Origin of the sequence: Pseudomonas sp. QD4, from assembly GCF_049199125.1 — a bacterium.
In the GTDB taxonomy this organism is placed as follows: domain Bacteria; phylum Pseudomonadota; class Gammaproteobacteria; order Pseudomonadales; family Pseudomonadaceae; genus Aquipseudomonas.
The window spans coordinates 97,164-116,905 of sequence record NZ_JBLZOM010000002.1 but is presented as its reverse complement, the minus strand read 5'-3'; the positions used below and the strand labels follow the sequence as shown (position 1 = coordinate 116,905).

Here is a 19,742-nt window from a genome sequence, read left to right as displayed (position 1 = left end):
TCCCATTACTTGTTTACAACTCTTTTGCTGTGCTGGCCTCGAGCGCGTTCGGCCTGTTCGGCTGCTTCCATCAGGATGTGCACCATATTGATCAGCACGGCAGACTTAGAGCCTTCGGTCTTTGGCCGGATGATGTAGCGGCCCAAATCGATCTCACGGCGGATGGCGGAATCGGACTGCCCGGATCGCTTGGCGTATTCGCCTACCGTGACGTAGGGCGTGTCGATGGTGATCTGCATTCTGCTAACCTCTCCTGAATATTGGGGATCAAAGTTCCAAGTAGGGAACCATGATGGTTCCAAGATTGGAACCTGTCAAGAGGTGATAAGCAGTGGATCTGCCGGCGAAAATGAAAGCCATACGAGCTAAGGAAGGCCTTACTCAGACTGAGTTCTGTGAGTTACTGGAGATCAGTATCAGCAGTTGGAAGAAGTACGACGCGGGCATAACGGAGATGGGGCTTGCTCCGTTCTTGAAGGTCGCAAATCACCCGCGTTTCAAGAAATATGCGTTGTGGCTTGCAACTGGTGACGTTGCTCCAGAGTCCGGCCAAGTCAGTCCGGTGTAAGCATGTCGATCAAGAAACTGGACGACGGCCGTTACGAGGTCGATTGCCGACCTGAAGGCCGGGATGGCCCACGCATACGCAAGAAATTCCGCACGAAAAGCGAAGCCCTTTACTACCAGAATCGGATCATGGGGGATGGGGCGAAGGGAGAGTTTGAAAAGAAGACAAAGCGAGATGAACGCAAGCTGACGGACCTAATCGATCTCTGGTTTAAGTCCCATGGACGAACTCTCAAGCGAGGGGAAGAGCGGCAGCGAGCGCTCATCGCCATGGCTGAACGCATGGGTGACCCTCGCGCGTCGGACTTCAATACAACCCACTTTTCCCAGTATCGAGCCGAGCGCCTGGCGGGCAAGCATGGGCGAGCCACGGCGGGTAGTGGCCGAAAGAAGGGGGCAGATGCCAAGCCCGTCAGCGCCAATACGCTGAATCATGAACTGGCTTATCTACGCGCTGTATTCAATGAGCTGGACCGCTTGGGTGAATGGAAGGGTGAGAATCCCCTGGGCAAAGTACGGGGCTTGAAGTTTGACGAAACCGAGATGGCCTTTCTGGAGCCGGAGCAGATCAAGCCTCTGCTCGATGATCTCGATGCTCGATCGCCAGCTGCAGGTGTCGTTGCGAGGATCTGCCTAGCAACAGGTGCTCGATGGTCTGAAGCGGAGGGCCTAACAGCGCGGCAGGTCCGAGGGGGCTTAATTCACTACACCAGGACCAAGTCCTCGAAGAACCGCACGGTGCCCATCACTGAAACACTACAGAAGCTGATCAAGGACACGCTGCCGTTTGGCGACTGCTATAAGCGGTTTGGTGAATCGATAGATGCGGTGGGGTTGGAGCTGCCGGCGGGTCAGTTGACGCATGTATTGCGGCACACCTTCGCCAGCCACTACATGACCAAGGGCGGAGATATTCTTACGCTGCAACGTGTCTTAGGGCACGCGTCCTTGGCCATGACTATGAAGTACGCACACTTCAGTCCTGGTCATCTTGCTGATGTCGTGAAGCTCAACCCTCTTTCCTTTGAACAAACATCGTTGGGAGCAAGTGAATGCTAGGGAGTATTGATTGGACACCGGTGGTGCAGTCCCTTGCTGCGACAAACTGGACGGCGATATTGATTGCTGTTGTAGCGGCGGCTACGGCGCTGATTGGTCCAGTTCGTCTATGGAAAAAGCAAATGGAAAGGGAGAGTGAAAGCGTAAAGGCATCTTTATTTGCTGAGGTGTCAGCGATTGTAGAAATTGTGGAGCGTCGTCTAATCCTTGAGGGCTTGCGAGCAAATGAGAAGCTGCTTCGCCTACATTTGTCGTGTCTTACTGAACTCTCAGAAAGAGAGAAAGGCAGTAAGAGTTTCGAAGTTCACATTGATAATCAGTACAACAGGGTCTACCAGGGAAACGTTTCAAAACTTGGTGTGCTGACTGCGGAAGACGCAAAAGAAATCGTTCGATTCTATCAACTTGTCGACAGTGCCAGGCTTGATGTGGTGCCCGGAGGCTTTCTTGCCAAGGGAACCAAGAATCCTGATAACTTCAAACAAACGGCAGATTTACTCGAAATGGCATTAGGGATAGGTCGCACGTTGACTGCGCCTGTGCCGAAGCCTTCGAGAAAGTGGTGGAGCTTCTAGGGAGCGAAATGTGAAAAGTGGACAATTTGTGGACGCTTTCACGAAATGACGTGAGGCTTTTCCGAAGCCCGGAAACAACAAAGCCCCGCATTGCGGGGCTTTGAATATGGTGCCGGCACCAGGAGTCGAACCCGGGACCTACTGATTACAAGTCAGTTGCTCTACCAACTGAGCTATACCGGCGTGTTAGGGCGACGATTATAGCGATTGGCGGGCGTCTGTAAACCCCTGAAAACTGACTATTTTTGCGCAGGCGTCTGGTGCGCGGTTGGCGCTTGGTTGGGAAGCCGTGGGCGCGAGTGTGTCCGGTATGGCTGAGGGTGTGTCCAAGGTGGCGTGTTTGCGTTTTGTCCCCGTTTATCAGGAATAGCCCCAATGGTCATGGATCTCAGGAAAAACCTCGTTTTCGTCGCGTTGGCTTTGCTCGGTGGGTGCAGTGTGAAACCAGTGCAGCCTTATGCCGAGCCCCCCCAGGGTGCTCAGACGGCGCAGTTGCGGGTGATCACCAATGGCGAGGTGCGTGGCGCCGATTACGCCGGGTGTGTCGGCGAAACCCGGGGCTTGGCCAAGGCCGGGCGCTTTGGCGAGGATTTGCAGCCGAGCATCAATTATCCACAGGCGCCGCTGGTACCGGGCAAGCAGGACATGGCGCCGCGTTATGCGCCGAAGATGCAGCAGTACCTGGGGGCGAGTCGCATGGCCGAGGGTTTGTATACCGAGATCGTTGCCGAGTACCGGGTGCCGGCTGGCACGCCTTTCCTGCTGGAAAGCATGGGGCTGGCGGCGGGCAGCTATGGCAGTACTTACCTGACGTGCCCGGCGGCGAAGAAGGTGGTGCAGTTTGAGCCGGGTCGCAGTTATGAGGTTTATGTGGGCTTGAACAACGCCCCGGGTGCCGACGGCAAGCTGGCGGCGATCTGTGTGTTTGGGGTTTACGAACTGCTGCCTCTTGGTCAGTCGCAGAAGTCGCTGCCGCTGCCGATTGTGGCCACTCCGGCGGTCGAGACGCGCTGCCCGAGCCGTTGAGACGCCGCACCACTGATGCTCTGTCGGTGGTACGGCGGCACTGGCCACCAAGCCACCCCAGAGCCCGTCCAGCGACGGGCTCTGTCCTTTCATCTCGTCACTTTCAGGCCTCCCACCCTGCGCCGCTGACGGCGGTTTGCACCAGGGGATGCAGTTGCGCCCCCTGGTGTTCGGTTTGCCAGGCCAGCAGGTCTTTGCGCATGCCGGGGGTCCAGAACATTTTCAGGTGGTTGCGCACGCTGAGCATGGCTTGCTGCTGGTCCGGATCGTTGGCGAAGTACTGGGCGATCTGGTTGGCCATTTTGATCAGGTTGGCGGTGCTCATCGGCGGACCTCCGCGGCAGCGCCGCCTTTGCGTGCCTGGCGACGTTCGCTGAGCAGGCGCTGCTGTTCGTCACTGAACGCCTGGTAGCGTTTCTGCCATTCGGAAGGGTGGTAGACGCGACTGACTTCCACCGCCGTGACCTTGTACTCCGGGCAGTTGGTGGCCCAGTCGGAGTTGTCGGTGGTGATCACGTTGGCCCCGGATTCGGGGAAGTGGAAGGTGGTGTACACCACGCCCGCCGCCACCCGTTCGGTGACCCGGGCCCGAAGTACGGTCTGCCCGGCGCGGCTGCCGATGCCGACCCAGTCGCCTTCGTTGATGCCCCGGCTTTCGGCGTCGGTGGGGTGGATTTCCAGGCGGTCTTCATCGTGCCAGGCGACGTTGTCGGTGCGGCGAGTCTGGGCGCCGACGTTGTACTGGCTGAGGATGCGTCCGGTGGTCAGCAGCAGTGGGTAGCGGCCGTTGACTTTCTCTTCAGTGGGCACGTAGCCGGTCAGCATGAAGCGCCCCTTGCCGCGCACGAACTGGTCGATGTGCATGGTCGGGGTGCCGTCCGGCGCGTCCTGGTTGCATGGCCATTGCAGGCTGCCGTGGCGGTCCAGTTCGGCATAGCTGACGTTGGTGAAGGTTGGGGTCAGGCTGGCGATTTCATCCATGATTTCTGACGGGTGCTGATAGTGCATGGGGTAGCCCAGAGCGTTGGCCAGGGCCACGGTGCCTTCCCAGTCGGCCTTGCCGCCCAGGGGCTCCATGACTTTGCGCACCCGCGAGATGCGTCGTTCGGCATTGGTGAAGGTGCCGTCTTTTTCCAGGAACGAGCTGCCCGGCAGGAACACGTGGGCGAACTTGGCGGTTTCGTTGAGGAAGATGTCCTGCACCACCACGCATTCCATGGCCGACAGCGCGGCGGTCACGTGTTGGGTGTTGGGGTCGCTCTGAGCGATGTCTTCGCCCTGGCAGTACAGGCCCTTGAAGCTGCCGCCCAGGGCTGCTTCGAACATGTTGGGGATGCGCAGGCCCGGGTCCGGTTGCAAGCTGACGTTCCACGCCTGCTCGAACTGCGCCCGCACCAGGTCGTTGGAAATATGCCGGTAGCCTGGCAGCTCGTGGGGGAACGAGCCCATGTCGCACGAGCCCTGGACGTTGTTCTGCCCACGCAGCGGGTTGACCCCCACGCCTTCGCGGCCGATGTTGCCGGTGGCCATGGCCAGGTTGGCGATGCCCATTACCGCGGTGCTGCCCTGGCTGTGCTCGGTGATGCCCAGGCCGTAGTAGATCGCCGCGTTGCCACCGGTGGCGTAAAGCCGCGCGGCGGCGCGGATGTCGGCGGCGGGTACGCCGCAGATCAGGCCCAGGACCTCCGGCGAGTTCTCGGGGCGGCTGACAAACTCGCTCCAGCGCACGAAATCCGCAGCCTCGCAGCGGGCATCGATAAAGTCCTGCTGGAGCAGGCCCTCGGTGACGATCACGTGGGCCAGGGCATTGAGCATGGCGACGTTGGTGCCGGGGCGCAGGGCTAGGTGCAGCTCGGCGCGGGCGTGCACCGAGTCCACCAGGTCAATGCGCCGCGGGTCGATCACGATCAACCTGGCGCCTTCGCGCAGGCGCCGCTTGAGCTGGGAGGCGAATACCGGGTGCGCATCGCTGGGGTTGGCGCCCATCACCAGGATCACATCGGCCTGCATCACCGAGTCGAAGCTCTGGGTCCCGGCGGATTCACCCAGGGTTTGCTTGAGGCCGTAGCCGGTGGGCGAGTGGCAGACCCGGGCGCAGGTGTCGACGTTGTTGTTGCCGAAGGCGGCGCGTACCAGTTTCTGTACCAGGTAGGTTTCTTCGTTGGTGCAGCGGCTGGAAGTGATGCCGCCGATCGAGTCGCGGCCGTAGGTCTGTTGCAGCCGGCGGAATTCGCTGGCGGCGTAGGTCACGGCTTCATCCCAGCTGACTTCCTGCCACGGGTCGCTGATGTGCTTGCGGATCATCGGCTTGGTGATGCGATCCGGGTGGGTCGCATAGCCCCAGGCGAAGCGCCCTTTGACGCAGGAGTGGCCGTGGTTGGCGTGGCCGTTTTTGTCCGGGACCATGCGCACCAGTTGGTCGCCCTTCATCTCGGCGCGGAATGAGCAGCCGACCCCGCAATAGGCGCAGGTGGTGATGACGCTGCGCTCGGGCTGGCCCAGTTCGACCACGCTTTTTTCCATCAGGGTCGCGGTCGGGCACGCCTGTACGCAGGCGCCGCAGGACACGCATTCGGACTCCAGGAAGTTGTCGCCACCGGCGGCGGCCACCCGCGACTCGAAGCCGCGCCCGGTGATGGTCAGGGCGAAGGTGCCCTGGGTTTCCTCGCAGGCGCGCACGCAACGGTTGCAGACGATGCACTTGCTGGGGTCGTAGTCGAAGTAGGGGTTGGAGGTGTCCTTTTTATCACTCAGGTGGTTCTCGCCTTCATAGCCGTAACGCACCTCGCGCAGGCCGACCTGGCCGGCCACGGTTTGCAGTTCGCAGTTGCCGTTGGCCGAGCAGGTCAGGCAGTCCAGTGGGTGGTCGGAGATGTACAACTCCATCACGTTGCGGCGCAGGGTGGCGAGCTTCGGTGTTTGCGTGTGCACGCTCATGCCTTCGCTGACCGGGGTGGTGCAGGAGGCCGGGTAGCCGCGCATGCCGTCTATTTCCACCAGGCACATGCGGCACGAGCCGAAGGCTTCCAGGCTGTCGGTGGCGCACAGTTTGGGGATGCTGGTGCCCAGCAGCGCGGCGGCGCGCATCACCGAGGTGCCTTGGGGCACGCTGATGCTGCGCCCGTCGATGTTCAGGGTGACCTGCACCTGGCTCTCGCGGGCAGGGGTGCCAAGATCCATGTCTTTGGCGGGGTCGAATTGGATGATCATTGCTCAGCCTCCGCGGCATGCAGACCGAAGTCGGCGGGGAAGTGCTTGAGGGCGCTGGCGACCGGGTAGGAGGTCATGCCCCCGAGGGCGCACAGCGAGCCATATTGCAGGGTGTCGCACAGGTCTTTGAGGATGATGGCCTGCTGTTCGCGATGGTCCTGGTCGGGCGCCGCCAGCAGGCGGTCGATGACCTCCATGCCGCGGGTAGAACCGATCCGGCATGGGGTGCATTTGCCGCAGGATTCCTCGGCGCAGAATTGCAGGGCGAAGCGCGCCATGTGCGCCATGTCCAGGCTGTCATCGGCGACCACCACGCCGCCGTGGCCAAGCATCGCGCCCATGGCGGCGAAGGCTTCGTAATCCAGTGGCGTGTCGAATTGCGACGGTGGTACCCAGGCGCCAAGCGGGCCGCCGACCTGGGCCGCTTTCAACGGGCGGCCGCTGGCGGTGCCGCCGCCGTAGTCTTCCACCAGCTCGCGCAGGGTCAGGCCGAAGGCGCGTTCCACCAGGCCGCCGTGGCGCACATTGCCCGCCAGCTGGAAGGGCATGGTGCCCAGGGAGCGCCCCATGCCGTAGTCGCGATAGAACTGTGCACCCTTGGCCAGGATCAGCGGCACCGAGGCCAGGGTCAGCACGTTATGCACCAGGGTCGGCAGGCCGAACAGCCCTTGCAGGGCCGGGATCGGCGGCTTGGCGCGGACGATCCCGCGCTTGCCTTCCAGGGAGTCCAGCAGCGCGGTTTCTTCGCCGCAGATATAGGCCCCGGCGCCGACCCGCACTTCCATATCGAACGCCTGGCCGCTGCCGCCGACATTGGCCCCGAGGTAACCGTTGCGGCGCGCGATCTCCAGCGCTTCGCGCAGGGTGGCCACGGCCTGCGGGTACTCCGAGCGCACGTAGATATAGCCGTAGCTGGCGCCGACGCTGATGCCGGCGATGGCCATGCCTTCGATCAGCAGAAACGGGTCGCCTTCCATCAGCATGCGGTCGGCGAAGGTGCCGGAGTCGCCTTCGTCGGCGTTGCACACGATGTACTTTTGCGCCGCCTGGGTGCCGCGCACGGTGCGCCATTTGATCCCCGCCGGAAACGCCGCGCCGCCCCGGCCACGCAGGCCGGAATCGAACACCGCGGTGGCGGTCTGTTCGCCGCCCAGGGTCACGGCCCGGGCCAGACCCTCAAAGCCGCCGTGGGCTCGGTAGTCATCCAGGGACAGCGGGCGGGTGATGCCGGCACGGGCAAACAGCAGGCGTTGCTGGCTGTGCAGATACGGCAGTTGTTCCACCAGACCCAGGGCCAGTGGATGAGCGCTGGCGTCGCCTTGCAGGGCGTCAAGCAGGGAGGGGACATCGGCGGCGGTCAGCGGGCCGAAGCCGATGCGCCCCTCGGGGGTGTCGACTTCCAGCATGGGCTCAAGCCAGTACAGCCCGCGCGAGCTGGTGCGATGCAGGTCCAGCGGCCAGTGGCGTTGCTCGGCCTGGGTCTCCAGGGTGCTGGCCACGGCATCGGCGCCGACCGCGCGGGCCAGGGAGTCACAGGGCAGGTACAGGCGGTTCATGGCGCATCCTCCCGACAGCCGTCGAGCAGCGCATCGAGGCGCTCGGCGTTCAGGCGCGCGTGAACCTGGCCATCCAGTTCCAGGGCGGGCGAGCAGGCACAGGCGCCCAGGCAATACACCGGGCGCAGGCTGATGCTGCCATCGGCGCTGCTGCCGTGGTCGTCCAGTTGCAGGCGCTCGCGCAGGTGCGCCGCCAGTTGCTCGGCGCCGCGGCTCTGGCATGACTCGGCCCGGCACAGGCGCAGGATATGGCGCGCCGGCGGTGCGGTGCGAAAGTCATGGTAGAAACTGATTACCCCGCAAATCTCGGCCTGACTCTGGTTCAGGGCGTGGGCAATTTCGGGGATGGCGGCATCGGGGATGTAGCCGATGCCCTCCTGAATTTCATGAAGGATCGGCAACAGTGCGCCGGGGGAGCCCTGGTGGCGCTCCAGCAGGCTGTTGACCATAGGCAGGTGCAACATCTCATCAGGCATACAGCATTCCTCACGGTCACGGACACGCCCAAAGGCTGTCGGCTGTCCGAAAGTGTCGGCTGCGGCAGTCACGCCACGTCACGGTATCGCGGCATGTTCAGGCCGTTGGCCAGGCACCCTGAGCGGGCATCTTGTTGTACCCGGCGCGGTCTTTGCCGCACCTGTTCAGGGCATAAAGGGCAGCTTGCCACGCCGCCTCCGATTCAATGGCTCGGAAGCGACATGTTCAGTTCCATGCACGACTGCCTTTTGAGTCTAGAAGAGTCGATGCAACCTGACGGGCCGCGGGCTGAATATCGGACAAAAGATACGTGTCCAGGTATGACCCCGATCAGTTGTAGGCGTAATAGTCAGTGGCGCCGCCCAAAGAGGAGGGTGGGCACTGTGGCGAGGGAGCTTGCTCCCGCTCGGGCGCCCAGCGGCGGTAGAGCCCGCGGTTCGTTGGTTGGAACCGGGACTCAGCCATTGGGGCTGGCGTTGCCAGCCAGCGGGAGCAAGCGCCCTCGCCACAAAAAAGGAGGGTTAGGAACGGGCGCGGCGCTGGGCGGCGTACTGCAAGGCCAGGCGGGCCAGCAGCACCAGCAGGGTGACGCCGATCAGCAGCACCGAAATCGCCGCCACGCTGGGGTCGACGTTATCGCGCAGGCCGCCCCAGATCCGTCGCGGCAGGGTGTTGACGTCGACGCTGGTGATAAACAGGGTCACCGCCACTTCTTCCCAGGACAGGGCAAAGCTCAGCAGCGCGGTGGAAAAAATCCCCAGTTTGAGGTTCGGCAGCATCACCAGGAAGGTGGTCTGCATCAGGCTGGCCCCGAGGTTGCGCGAGGCCAGTTCGATGCGCCGGTCAATCTGGCTCAGGGCCACCAGCATGGTCACCACGCCATAGGGCACCACCATCACCACATGGGCGATCACCACCCCGGGCAGGGTGTCGTAGCCCAGGCCTGGGGCGATGCGGCTGAGGTTGGTTTCCATGAAGTACAGGACCAGCGCCGAGATCACCGGCGGGATGGCCATGGGCAGCAGCACCAGGCCGATCAGCAAGGTCGCCAGGCGTGAGCGCAGGTACCAGATGCCGAGGCTGAAACTCACCGCCAGCAGGGTCGCGATCAGGCTGGTGGCGGTGGCGATGGCCAGGCTCTGGCCGATGCTCGACAGCCAGTCGGGGTTGCTCAGCAGCGCTTCGTAGTGACGCAGCGACCAGTTGCCGTCGGGCATCGACAGGTAGCGCTTGGCGGTGAAGGACACGGGGATCACCGTCAGCAACGGAAACAGCATGAAGGCCATGGCGACCACGGCCAGCAGCCGGGTACTCGGGGCAGTGCGATGTGTATTCATAAAGTCCTCAGCTCACCAGTCGGTTGACGCGGGTGATGCGCAGCAGCAGCCAGATCAGCGCGCTGACCAGGGCCAGCAGCACCAGGCTGAGCGCCGCGCCCAGGCCCCAGTTGCTGGTCTGGAACATTTGCAGGAACACGTATTCGGCAATCATCACGGTCTGCCCGCCACCGAGCAGCACCGGGGTGATGAAAAAGCCCAGGCAGAACACAAAGACCATGATGAAGGCCCCCAGCAGCCCGGGCAGGGTCTGCGGCAACAGCACCTGCCAGAAGGTGCGCAAGGCGCTGGCGCCGAGCCCGCGCGAAGCCAGGAGCACGCGCTGGTCGAGCTGGCGCATGCTCGACAGCAGTGGAAACAAGGCATAGGGAATCATGAAGTGGAGCATGCCGATCACCACCCCCAGTTCGTTGCGGGTCAGTTGCAGCGGGTGATCCACCAGCCCCAGGGCCATCAGGCTGTCGTTGACCACACCGTTGCTGCGCAGGGCGATCAGCCAGCCAAAGGCCCGCACCAGCACCGAGATCCAGAACGGGATAAACACGCAGATTTCCACCACCCGCTGCCAGAACGGCGGGCTGAACACCCAGCAATAGGCCAGCAGGTAGCCGATCAGCAGCGCCAGCACGCTGACCGTCAGGCACAGGCGCAAGGTGCGCCAGAGCATGTCGTGGATCGCCGGGTCGGTGGCGATGCGTTGGTACTGGTCGAGGCCGGGTTCGGGCAGGGTGAAGCTCCAGCCGACCACGCCGAAAAACGGCAGCAGGTAAAACACCACCAGCAGCAGCGGCAGGGGGAACAGCAGCAGGTTGCGTTCCAGGCGAGCGGTTCGGGTTGCACTCATGGTCGACGGCTCACTTGGACAGGTGGGTCAGGTACTGTTCCAGGGTGCTGGCGTAGTGGTCGGCGTACCACTGGGTGTCGAGGAAGATCTGCTTCTTCAGGTTCTCCTCGGAGGCGCAGTTGCGCTCGCGCTGCTCGGCGCTCATCAACTGCTGGGTGGCCGGGTTGGACGGGCCGTTGCCCAGGCTTTCGAACAGTGTGAGCTGGCCTGCCGGCTGCAACGCGTGCTGGATGAACTGCATGGCCGCCGGCCGCCCGGCTGGGTTGTCCTTGAGCACGCCCCAACTGCTGGCGCTGATAAAGGCGTTGTCGAAGCTCCACTTGATGCGGTTTTCGCTGTCTTCGGCGAGCAGGGTGGCGCGGGTGTGCCAGATGGCGCCGACCGAGGCTTCGCCCTCGATCATCAACTGCTGGCTTTCCGCGCCCGACCCCCAGAACGACAGGACGTGGGGCTTGAGTTCGTCGATTTTGCGCAACGCCCGGGGCACGTCCAGCGGGTACAGCTGATGCGCCGCTACGCCGTCGGCCAGCAGCGCCGCTTCGAGCATGCCGTTCATCCATTTGTAGAGGGTGCGCTTGCCGGGAAATTTTTCCACGTTCCAGAAATCGGCCCAGTTCTTCGGTCCGTTATCGCCGAATTTCTGGCTGTCCCAGGCAATCACGTAGCTGAACAGATAACCGGCGATCCCGTGTTCGTGGGACAGCTCCGGCGCCACCAGGTCGCGCTGCACCACGCTGTAGTCCAGGGGTTGCAGGACCTGGTCACGGCCCAGGGTCATGGCGCTGTAACTGTCGACATCGACCACGTCCCAGCTGGGGCGGCCGCTGGCCAGTTGCGAGCGGATGGCGCCCTCGGTCGGCCCGGCGCCGTCGATGCGCACCGCGATCCCGGTGTTGCGGGTGAAGCTGTCGGTCCAGGCCTTGCGAAACGCATCCAGCGCATCGCCGCCCCAGTTGACCACCACCAGCGGCTTGTCCGCTGCCCAGCTGATGCCGCTGCGCATGGCCAGCGGCAGGGCCGCGAGCAACCCCATGGCCTGGATGAAACTGCGGCGGTCGATCTGCCCGGTGCGGGCTTTGTCGATCAGGATCTGAATGCTGTCGCGCTGATGGTCCTGGCTCATGGGGCAAGTCCTCGCTGGGCCGGCACCCTTCAGCGGGTGCGGCCGATTGTTGTTTTGGGGAGAGCTGTGATGGTGCGGCGCTGGGCGAAACCCGCCCTGGTTCAGGCGTCCAGCAGGAACCCGTGCTGCACCGGCCAACTGAGCCACACCGGGGTGCCGCTGGGCAGTCGCGCGCCCGGGTGGTCGCCCGGCACCGACAGGTTGATCGGTGCCTGGTCCGCGCTGACGTTGAGCGCCAGGTGGGTGCTGGCGCCCTGGTACACCCGGTCGCCCAGATAGGCCGGCAGCACGTTGCCGCTGCCGGCTTCCGGGCGCTGGGTGTGCAGGGTCATGTGCTCGGGGCGCACGGCCAGCAACTGCGCCTGACTGCCCAGGGTCTGGGGCGCGGCGGCGTGCAGTTGGCTGTCGCCGCAGCGACCACTGGCCTGGCTGCCATGGCGTGCCACGTCCTGCAGCGGGAAGAGGTTCATCTTGCCCAGGAACTCGGCGACGAAGCGGCTGTTGGGCCGGTCATAGATGACTTGCGGGGTATCGACCTGGGCCAGGCGGCCCTGGTTGAAAATGGCGATCCGCGTCGACAGTGCCAGGGCTTCGCCCTGGTCGTGGGTGACGAATACGAAGCTGGTGCCGACCTGGCGGTGGATGCGCTGCAATTCGGTTTGCAGCTGTTCGCGCAGGTTTTTATCGAGGGCCGACAGGGGTTCGTCGAGCAGCAGCATGTCCGGTTCGAACACCAGGGCGCGGGCGATGGCGACGCGCTGCTGCTGGCCGCCGGAAAGCTCCGAGGGTTTCTTGTCGAGGTGGGCGCCGAGGCCGACCACTTCAATGATGTGCTTGACCCGGCGCTGGCGCTCCTCGGCCTTGACCCCGCGAATGCGCAGCGGATAGGCGACGTTGTCGGCCACGCTCATGTGCGGGAACAGTGCATAACCTTGGAACACCATGCCGTAGTTGCGCTTCTCGGCCGGCCGCTGGCTGATGTCCACGCCATGCTCCAGCAGCTTGCCGGCGCTGGGGCTGAGAAAGCCGGCGAGGATCATCAGCAGGGTGGTTTTGCCCGAGCCGGAAGGTCCGAGCAGGGTCAGGAATTCGCCTTGGCGAACATCCAGGTTGATCGCATCAAGGGCGGTGAATTTGCCGTAGTACTGGCTGATGCCTTGGGCGCTGAGCTGAATAGAGGGATTGCTGGACACGACGAAGTTCTCCCTTTGGCCTGTCTGGCATCTGAGGTTTTTGTTGTGGGCTCAGGCAGGCGTAGGCCCATTATTGTCAAAAGGATTGCTACATCAATGGAATATTTTTCGCCGCATTGGTGAGGAATATCGAACAAAAAAGCAGGCGCGAGGGCGCTTGCCCCGGTGCCTCGCCGCCGCTGTTCAAAGCCGCTAAAAGCCGGTCGAAGGCCCTGGCTCAAAGCTGCTGCGGGGACCTTGAATGGCTGGCCTTATGCCCTTGGGCCGCTGGGCTTATGCACAATCGACGACTGCCGCGAGCCCCGTCTGCGGAATTTTGTGAAGCTGTTCTCATTAGCTCGCAACTGGCTGTTTTTCCGATATTTTATTGTGTGAACAAAAAATGACCAGCGCTGAGGATGGCCCCTGGGCCATGGTTTTACAGGTGTCGTGGATATTCCATCAACAGAGTTATCCACAGGCTGGGGCGGTTCAGGCGCGCTCGGCAAGCAACATCAGATTGCGGGGCGTCAGCGGCGCCTGGCAGAACAGGCCCAGGCGTACCTGGTAGCCCTGTTCTTGCAGAAACAGTCCGCGATCCAGCACCAGCCACAGTTCCAGTGGCCGCCGAAACAAACCGCGGAGCAATTCCAGGTTGCGCACCTGGGCCAGGCGCTGCCAGCCGGCGGCTTCCAGGGCCGGCCAGTCCGGGTTGCCGGTGATGGCCAAACCCTTGAGCGCCGCCAGGTCGCGGCAATACTCGGCGAAGGGTTTGTCCAGCCAACTGCTGGGCAGCGACGGAGTGGGCAGGTACTGGTCGCTGGCGCGCAGGCGGCGTTGCAGCAGGTCGAACCCCAGGCGCCGGGCCATGGAGGTATCACGCTGGCGCCGGACCCGGGCGCCGGCGGTCACGGTTTCACTCATGGGCAGTGCCAGGTCGTCGAGGGACAGGCGCAATGCCGACCCCTGGGCGCTGGTCGACAGCGGCACGTAGTGTGGGGTCTGGATACGGTTGTAGCAGCACGGGGCAATCGCCAGTTGCCGGCAACCGGCGCTGCTAGCCAGTTGCATCAGGCGTACATGCAGATCGCCGCAGGCATGCAGCGCCACCGGGGTGTGTTCGGGTTTGAGGCGCGAGGTCGCGTCGGCGGCCAATACATCCTGCTGCACATGGGTGGCGCTCAGCTGATGGTGCTGGCTCAGTTGCTGGCCGCTGGCGATCAGCGCCGGGTCGTACTCCAGGCAGGTCAGCTGTTGCCCCGGTTGCAGCAGGCGCCGGCCCAGGTGGCCCTTGCCCGCGCACCAGTCCAGCCAGTGGCTGGGCGTTGCAGAAAATTGCAGGCGGCTGGCAAAGGCTTCCAGTTGCTGCCATTTGCGCCCGGGCACGTCCACGTTCAGGCGTTGCCGGGCCGGCGGCACCGGGTGTTCGGGCAGCTCGCCCAGGTCACTCAGGGCCAGGGCCTCGTCGGCCAGAGCCGGGAAGGGTGCCGGCGCATCCAGGGTCTGCAGGTGGGTATGGCTGGCCTCGGCGTCGTCCAGGGAGCGCCCGCGCAGCCAGTGCGCCAGCTCGGGATACTGGGCTTCCCAAGGCAGGTGCAGGTGCGTGAACGGGCGGGGACGCCACAGCGCCTGGTGCGCCAGCAGAAAACGCTCCAGGGCCTGGAAGCGGGGCTGCAGTTCGGGGCCGTGGAGGGCGGTGGGCATGGGCGGCTCGGCGAAGTGGGGCGGGGTATGCGCCCGCTCTGCCGATAGCGATCAGCAGAGCGGGTGGCGCTTCAGCGACCCTGGCAGGCGTCGACCCGCAGCCAGCGTTCCAGTTGGCGGAATGCCTGGACCAGCATGAACGACATCAACAGGTAGAACACCCCGGCGGTGAAGAACATATCCACCGTCAGGTAGTTGCGGGCAATGATGGTGCGCGCCATACCGGTCAGTTCCAACAGGGTCACGGTACTGGCCAGGGAACTGGCCTTGAGCATCAGGATCACTTCGTTGCTGTAGGCCGGCAGGCCGATGCGTGCGGCACGGGGCAGGATGATATAGAACAGCGCCTTGGGCTTGGACATGCCCAGGGCCCGCGCGGCTTCGATCTCGCCGGGCGGAATGGCCTGGATCGCGCCGCGCAGGATCTCGGCAATATAGGCCGCGGTGTGCAGGGTCATGGTGGCGGTGGCACACCAGAACGGGTCACGCAGGTACGGCCACATGAAGCTCTCGCGCACCGCATCGAACTGCGCCAGGCCGTAATACACCAGAAATAGCTGCACCAGCAGCGGCGTGCCGCGAAAGAAAAAGATGTAGGCATAAGGCAGGGCGCGCACGTACCACAGCTTGGACGAGCGGGTGATGCCCAGGGGGATGGCCAGCAGCAGGCCGAGAATCACGGCGATGCCCACCAGCTCCAGGGTCAGCGTCGCGCCCTGGATGAACTTCGGCAGCCATTTGTAGATGACTTCCCATTCCATTACGTCGTCCTCACAAAGCCGCGGGCGGCGCGTTTTTCCAGGAAGTGCATGCCGGTCATGGCCAGCACGGTCAGGCCCAGATACATGAAGGCCGCGACCATGAAGAAGGTGAACGGGTGCTTGGCGAAGGTCACGGCGTTCTGCGCGTGGCGCATGATTTCTTCAAGGCCGATCACCGACACCAGCGCGGTGTCCTTCATCAGGATCATGAACAGGTTGCCCAGGCCCGGCAGGGCGATGCGCCACATCTGCGGCAGGATCAGCCGGGTGAAAATCCGAAACTTTGAAAGGCCCAGGGCGGTGCCCGCCTCGCGGTGACCCTTGGGGATGGCCAGGATCGCGCCGCGGAACACTTCCGTGGCATAGGCACCAAAGCACAGACCGAGGGCGATGACCCCGGCGAGAAACGGGCTGAGGGCCAGATCGGGGTTGCCGAAATACTCACCCAGCGCGCTCATCATATTCACCGTGCCGTAGTACATCAGCAGCACCCACAGCAGTTCCGGGACGCCGCGCACGATGGTCGAATAGGTTTCGCCAAGCCAGCGCAGCGGCTTGTACGGGGAAGTCTTGGCCAAGGCGCCGAGCAGACCGAGTACCAGCCCCAGGCACAACGCCGAGAGGGCCAGCTTGACGGTCATCAGCGCGCCGGCGGCGAGCGCCGGGCCGAATCCGTAGAGATCGATATTCATGGGTTCTGGATGGCTTTGCTAAGGACCGGCGCCCAGGGGGCGAGCGCCGGTCAGGCAAGTCAGTATCAATAGATGCTGAACGGGAAGTACTTGTCGTTGATCTTCTTGTACGTGCCGTCGGCCACGATTTCCTTCAGGGCGGCGTTCAGCTTCTCGCGCAGTGGATCTTTCTTGCGCACGGCAATCCCGATCTTGTCGCTTTCTTCAACCGGGTCGCCCTTGAACTCGTAAGGCTTGCCGGCATCGCTCTTGAGCCACTCGTAGTTGACGTACTTGTCGGCCAGGATCGCGTCCAGGCGGCCGGAGGTCAGGTCCAGGTAGGCGTTTTCCTGGGTGTCATAGAGCTTGATGGTGATGTCGTCGCCCAGGTTGTCTTCCAGCCAGGTGCCGGCCAGGGTCGCCCGTTGTGCGCCGATGATCTTGCCCTTGAGCGAGGCCTTGTCGGTCTTGAACTCGGTTTTGGCTTTAGGGGCAATGAACTGCAGTTTGTTCGAGTAGTACGGGTCGGTGAAATCCACCGCCTGCTTGCGCTCGTCGGTGATCGACAGCGAGGAGATCAGGAAGTCGAACTTCTTGGCGTTCAGGGCCGGAATGATGCCGTCCCAGTCGGAGGTGACCACGGTGCATTCGACTTTCATCTTGGCGCACAGGGCGTCGCCGATGTCTTTGTCGAAGCCGACGACCTGGCCGCTCGCATCTTTATTGTTGAACGGCGGGTAGGCGGCTTCGATCCCCATTTTCAGGGTCTCGGCGGCAGCCGTGGCGCTGAAGGCCAGGGTGACGGCAGCGGCCAGGAGGATTTTTTTATAGCTCTGCATGCGTGTAGCTCCGTTAGCGGTTGCTGGACATGAATTGTTTGCAGCGCGCCGAAAGCGGGTTATCGAAGACCTGCTGTGGCGATCCTTGCTCTTCTACCAGACCCTGGTGCAGGAATACCACTTCACTGGAAACCTGGCGGGCAAAGCCCATCTCATGGGTCACCAGCAGCATGGTACGGCCTTCTTCGGCCAGGGCGCGGATCACGGCCAGCACTTCCTGGACCATTTCCGGGTCCAGGGCCGAGGTCGGTTCATCGAACAGAATGACCTTGGGCGCCATGGCCAGGGTGCGGGCAATGGCCGCGCGTTGCTGCTGGCCACCGGAGAGCTGGGACGGGTAGGCGTGGCGCTTGTCGCCGATGCCGACCTTGGCCAGCAGCGCCTCGGCCACTTCGATGGCTTCGGCCTTGCTCTGGCCGAGGACCCGGCGCGGAGCCTCGATAATGTTGTCGAGCACGCTCATGTGCGGCCAGAGGTTGAAGTTCTGGAACACGAAACCGATTTCGCTGCGCAGGCGGTTGATCTGCTTGCCGTCGGCGGCAACCAGTTCGCCATTTTTGGCGGGCTTGAGCTTGAGTTCTTCACCGGCGACCAGGATCTGGCCCTGGTGCGGGTTTTCCAGCAGGTTGATGCAGCGCAGGAAGGTGGACTTGCCAGAACCGGAGGAGCCCAGGATCGAGATCACGTCGCCGTCGCGTGCGGTCAGCGAGACGCCCTTGAGCACCTCCAGCGAGCCGTAGCGTTTATGCAAGTTGCGGATTTCAAGCGCGGGCGTGGCCTCAGCCATGTGCGGTCCTCATTGGGTTCATTGCGCTCCTGCTGTTGGCCGCCTTCCTGGCGAGGCGCCAAGCTAGCATAGGGTTTCAATCACAGCCAACAGCGCCACGGGGGGTAAACAGAAGGTGTGCGGCAGGTTGTCGCATCAGCACAGCAGACTGTCGCGCCATCAACAACCGAACGCCTGTTTGAACCCGGTTCGTGGTGGGCGTCGCGTAAAAAAAGGCGCGATGGTGCCAGCTTTGGCCGGGTGTTGGAAGCGTCAAGGGGCCAAAGGTCATGGATCCGCACCTTAATTGGGCGCAACGCCGTTTTGGGGTGTGTTTCTGGTGCGCCGTTTCGTCCTACAAAGTGGGTCTCTCGGTAACGCTGTGGCTAATTGCTATCAAACTCAATGACTTGCGATGATCCGCCGGTCGGGCTTGCAGCCCGCGCCGTTGGGGATCCTGTAACATTTTGGCGCAATTCTTGCGTAATAAATAAACAACGCCCTGTTGGATTCTTTTTACGAGAAGGAATGCAGACCGGGCGCAGTGAATCTATTTTCGTTGCAAAGGTGCTTTAAATGAGCGGTACGCAACTCTCCAATGACCTCGAACAGGGGCTCAAACCGCGGCATGTCACCATGCTGTCGATTGCCGGCGTCATCGGCGCCGGGCTGTTTGTCGGCTCCGGCCATGCCATCGCCGAAGCCGGCCCCGCCGTGCTCCTGGCCTATGCCGCCGCCGGTACCCTGGTGGTGCTGGTCATGCGCATGCTGGCCGAGATGGCCGTGGCCTCACCGGATACCGGTTCCTTTTCGACCTACGCCGACCGCGCCATCGGGCACTGGGCCGGTTTCACCATCGGCTGGTTGTACTGGTGGTTCTGGGTATTGGTGATTCCGCTGGAAGCCAACGCCGCCGCGACCATCCTCCATGCCTGGTTCCCCGGCATCGCGATCTGGGTCTTTACCCTGGTCATCACCCTGTTGCTGACCGCGACCAACCTGTTCAGCGTGAAGAACTACGGCGAGTTCGAGTTCTGGTTCGCCCTGATCAAGGTCGTGGCCATCATCGGCTTCGTGATCCTGGGCCTGCTGGCGATCTTCGGCTGGTTGCCGGGCAGCCAAGTCAGTGGCGTGTCCCACCTGTTTGACACTCAGGGCTTCCTGCCCAACGGCATGGGCGCGGTGTTGGCGGCGATGCTGACCACCATGTTCTCCTTCATGGGCACCGAGATCGTCACCATCGCGGCCGCCGAGTCGAAGAACCCGGGGCAGCAGATCTCCAAGGCCACCAACTCGGTGATCTGGCGGATCGGCCTGTTCTACCTGGTGTCGATCTTTATCGTCGTGGCCCTGGTGCCGTGGAACGATCCGGCCCTGGCCAAGGTGGGTTCCTACCAGACCGTGCTCGACCGCATGGGCATCCCCAACGCCAAGCTGATCGTCGACCTGGTGGTCCTGGTCGCCGTGACCAGCTGCCTGAACTCGGCGCTCTACACCGCTTCGCGCATGCTCTTCTCCCTGGGCAAGCGTGGCGATGCACCGGCCGTGGCCAAGCGCACCAATAAAAGCGGCACCCCGTACTGGGCCGTATTGCTGTCGACGGCAGCAGCGTTCCTCGCGGTATTTGCCAACTACGTGGCGCCGGCGGCGGTGTTCGATTTCCTGCTGGCCAGCTCCGGCGCCATCGCCCTGCTGGTGTACCTGGTGATTGCCGTGTCGCAACTGCGCATGCGCCAGAAACGCATGGCTGCGGGCGAGAAAATCGCCTTCCGCATGTGGCTGTTCCCGGGCCTGACCTACGCGGTGATCGTGTTCATCATCGGCGTCCTGGCGATCATGCTGTTCCAGGAAGAGCACCGCGTGGAGATTCTCGCCACCGGTTTGCTGAGCCTGCTGGTGATTGCCGCGGGCCTGCTGGTAGCGCGGCGCCGTCGGATCGAGCGCGCTGGTCCGCCGGTGCTGAGCTGACGGCTGAGCCCACTACCCGCTGAAAAGGCCGCGCTCAGAAATGACCGCGGCCTTTTTCATCTCCGAGCGCAGCGTTGCGCGTTCTTG

19 protein-coding genes and 1 tRNA gene are annotated in these 19,742 nt (G+C 63.0%); 5 read left to right on the top strand and 15 right to left on the bottom strand.

Annotated elements, in window-relative coordinates:
* Nucleotides 1–5 precede the first annotated feature (5 nt).
* Nucleotides 6–239: a hypothetical protein gene (locus ACOZJV_RS11265; RefSeq protein WP_421547653.1), complete on the bottom strand. Its 234-nt coding sequence runs from the start codon at nucleotides 237–239 to the stop codon at nucleotides 6–8.
* A gap of 92 nt (nucleotides 240–331) precedes the next feature.
* Here ACOZJV_RS11265 and ACOZJV_RS11260 point away from each other — a divergent pair, with 92 nt between their 5' ends.
* The 3 genes from ACOZJV_RS11260 to ACOZJV_RS11250 are packed head-to-tail and all read left to right on the top strand — an operon-like array spanning nucleotide 332 to nucleotide 2,201.
* On the top strand, nucleotides 332–568 hold the full coding sequence (locus tag ACOZJV_RS11260; protein ID WP_194237439.1) for a helix-turn-helix domain-containing protein: 237 nt from the start codon (nucleotides 332–334) through the stop codon (nucleotides 566–568).
* A gap of 2 nt (nucleotides 569–570) precedes the next feature.
* On the top strand, nucleotides 571–1,626 hold the full coding sequence (locus tag ACOZJV_RS11255) for a phage integrase (protein WP_421547652.1): 1,056 nt from the start codon (nucleotides 571–573) through the stop codon (nucleotides 1,624–1,626).
* Nucleotides 1,620–2,201, top strand: a complete 582-nt coding sequence (locus tag ACOZJV_RS11250) for a hypothetical protein (protein ID WP_421547651.1) — start codon at nucleotides 1,620–1,622, stop codon at nucleotides 2,199–2,201. Before ACOZJV_RS11255 ends, ACOZJV_RS11250 begins: the two co-directional genes overlap by 7 nt.
* A 107-nt stretch (nucleotides 2,202–2,308) precedes the next feature.
* Here ACOZJV_RS11250 and ACOZJV_RS11245 read toward each other — a convergent pair.
* Nucleotides 2,309–2,384: transfer RNA gene (locus tag ACOZJV_RS11245), tRNA-Thr, on the bottom strand.
* Between the two features lie 255 nt (nucleotides 2,385–2,639).
* On the opposite strand from ACOZJV_RS11245, the gene ACOZJV_RS11240 reads away from it, so the two are divergent.
* On the top strand, nucleotides 2,640–3,227 hold the full coding sequence (locus tag ACOZJV_RS11240; protein WP_238596126.1) for an amidase: 588 nt from the start codon (nucleotides 2,640–2,642) through the stop codon (nucleotides 3,225–3,227).
* Between the two features lie 103 nt (nucleotides 3,228–3,330).
* On the opposite strand, the gene ACOZJV_RS11235 is transcribed toward ACOZJV_RS11240, so the two are convergent.
* From ACOZJV_RS11235 to ACOZJV_RS11175, 13 genes are all read right to left on the bottom strand, one after another.
* Nucleotides 3,331–3,552: a formate dehydrogenase subunit delta gene (locus tag ACOZJV_RS11235; RefSeq protein WP_421547650.1), complete on the bottom strand. Its 222-nt coding sequence runs from the start codon at nucleotides 3,550–3,552 to the stop codon at nucleotides 3,331–3,333.
* Nucleotides 3,549–6,437: a formate dehydrogenase subunit alpha gene (gene fdhF / locus ACOZJV_RS11230; protein ID WP_421547649.1), complete on the bottom strand. Its 2,889-nt coding sequence runs from the start codon at nucleotides 6,435–6,437 to the stop codon at nucleotides 3,549–3,551. The genes ACOZJV_RS11235 and fdhF overlap by 4 nt, the downstream gene beginning before the upstream one ends.
* The gene (locus ACOZJV_RS11225) at nucleotides 6,434–7,993 is read right to left on the bottom strand and encodes a formate dehydrogenase beta subunit (protein WP_421547648.1); all 1,560 of its coding nucleotides are present in this window, start codon (nucleotides 7,991–7,993) and stop codon (nucleotides 6,434–6,436) included. Before ACOZJV_RS11225 ends, fdhF begins: the two co-directional genes overlap by 4 nt.
* Entirely contained in the window at nucleotides 7,990–8,469 is a 480-nt protein-coding gene (locus ACOZJV_RS11220) for a formate dehydrogenase subunit gamma (RefSeq protein WP_421547647.1), read from the bottom strand. The genes ACOZJV_RS11225 and ACOZJV_RS11220 overlap by 4 nt, the downstream gene beginning before the upstream one ends.
* A 522-nt stretch (nucleotides 8,470–8,991) precedes the next feature.
* Nucleotides 8,992–9,807 (bottom strand): ABC transporter permease, encoded by an 816-nt coding sequence (locus ACOZJV_RS11215; RefSeq protein ID WP_078469352.1) that lies wholly within the window; start codon nucleotides 9,805–9,807, stop codon nucleotides 8,992–8,994.
* A gap of 7 nt (nucleotides 9,808–9,814) precedes the next feature.
* Entirely contained in the window at nucleotides 9,815–10,651 is an 837-nt protein-coding gene (locus tag ACOZJV_RS11210) for an ABC transporter permease (RefSeq protein ID WP_078469353.1), read from the bottom strand.
* Between the two features lie 10 nt (nucleotides 10,652–10,661).
* The gene (locus tag ACOZJV_RS11205) at nucleotides 10,662–11,774 is read right to left on the bottom strand and encodes an ABC transporter substrate-binding protein (protein WP_421547646.1); all 1,113 of its coding nucleotides are present in this window, start codon (nucleotides 11,772–11,774) and stop codon (nucleotides 10,662–10,664) included.
* 101 nt (nucleotides 11,775–11,875) lie between these two features.
* The gene (locus ACOZJV_RS11200; protein WP_421547645.1) at nucleotides 11,876–12,967 is read right to left on the bottom strand and encodes an ABC transporter ATP-binding protein; all 1,092 of its coding nucleotides are present in this window, start codon (nucleotides 12,965–12,967) and stop codon (nucleotides 11,876–11,878) included.
* 471 nt (nucleotides 12,968–13,438) lie between these two features.
* Nucleotides 13,439–14,650: a methyltransferase gene (locus ACOZJV_RS11195; protein WP_421547644.1), complete on the bottom strand. Its 1,212-nt coding sequence runs from the start codon at nucleotides 14,648–14,650 to the stop codon at nucleotides 13,439–13,441.
* A gap of 71 nt (nucleotides 14,651–14,721) precedes the next feature.
* Nucleotides 14,722–15,411, bottom strand: coding sequence for an ABC transporter permease (locus tag ACOZJV_RS11190; protein ID WP_421547643.1), 690 nt, complete (start codon nucleotides 15,409–15,411; stop codon nucleotides 14,722–14,724).
* Nucleotides 15,411–16,103, bottom strand: a complete 693-nt coding sequence (locus ACOZJV_RS11185; protein ID WP_078469358.1) for an ABC transporter permease — start codon at nucleotides 16,101–16,103, stop codon at nucleotides 15,411–15,413. The genes ACOZJV_RS11190 and ACOZJV_RS11185 overlap by 1 nt, the downstream gene beginning before the upstream one ends.
* Before the next feature lie 65 nt (nucleotides 16,104–16,168).
* Nucleotides 16,169–16,921: an ABC transporter substrate-binding protein gene (locus tag ACOZJV_RS11180; protein ID WP_020299576.1), complete on the bottom strand. Its 753-nt coding sequence runs from the start codon at nucleotides 16,919–16,921 to the stop codon at nucleotides 16,169–16,171.
* A 13-nt stretch (nucleotides 16,922–16,934) separates the two neighbouring features.
* Nucleotides 16,935–17,708: an ABC transporter ATP-binding protein gene (locus ACOZJV_RS11175; protein WP_020299575.1), complete on the bottom strand. Its 774-nt coding sequence runs from the start codon at nucleotides 17,706–17,708 to the stop codon at nucleotides 16,935–16,937.
* 555 nt (nucleotides 17,709–18,263) lie between these two features.
* On the opposite strand from ACOZJV_RS11175, the gene gabP reads away from it, so the two are divergent.
* Entirely contained in the window at nucleotides 18,264–19,655 is a 1,392-nt protein-coding gene (gabP, locus tag ACOZJV_RS11170; protein WP_201129038.1) for a GABA permease, read from the top strand.
* The last annotated feature ends 87 nt before the right edge of the window (nucleotides 19,656–19,742 follow it).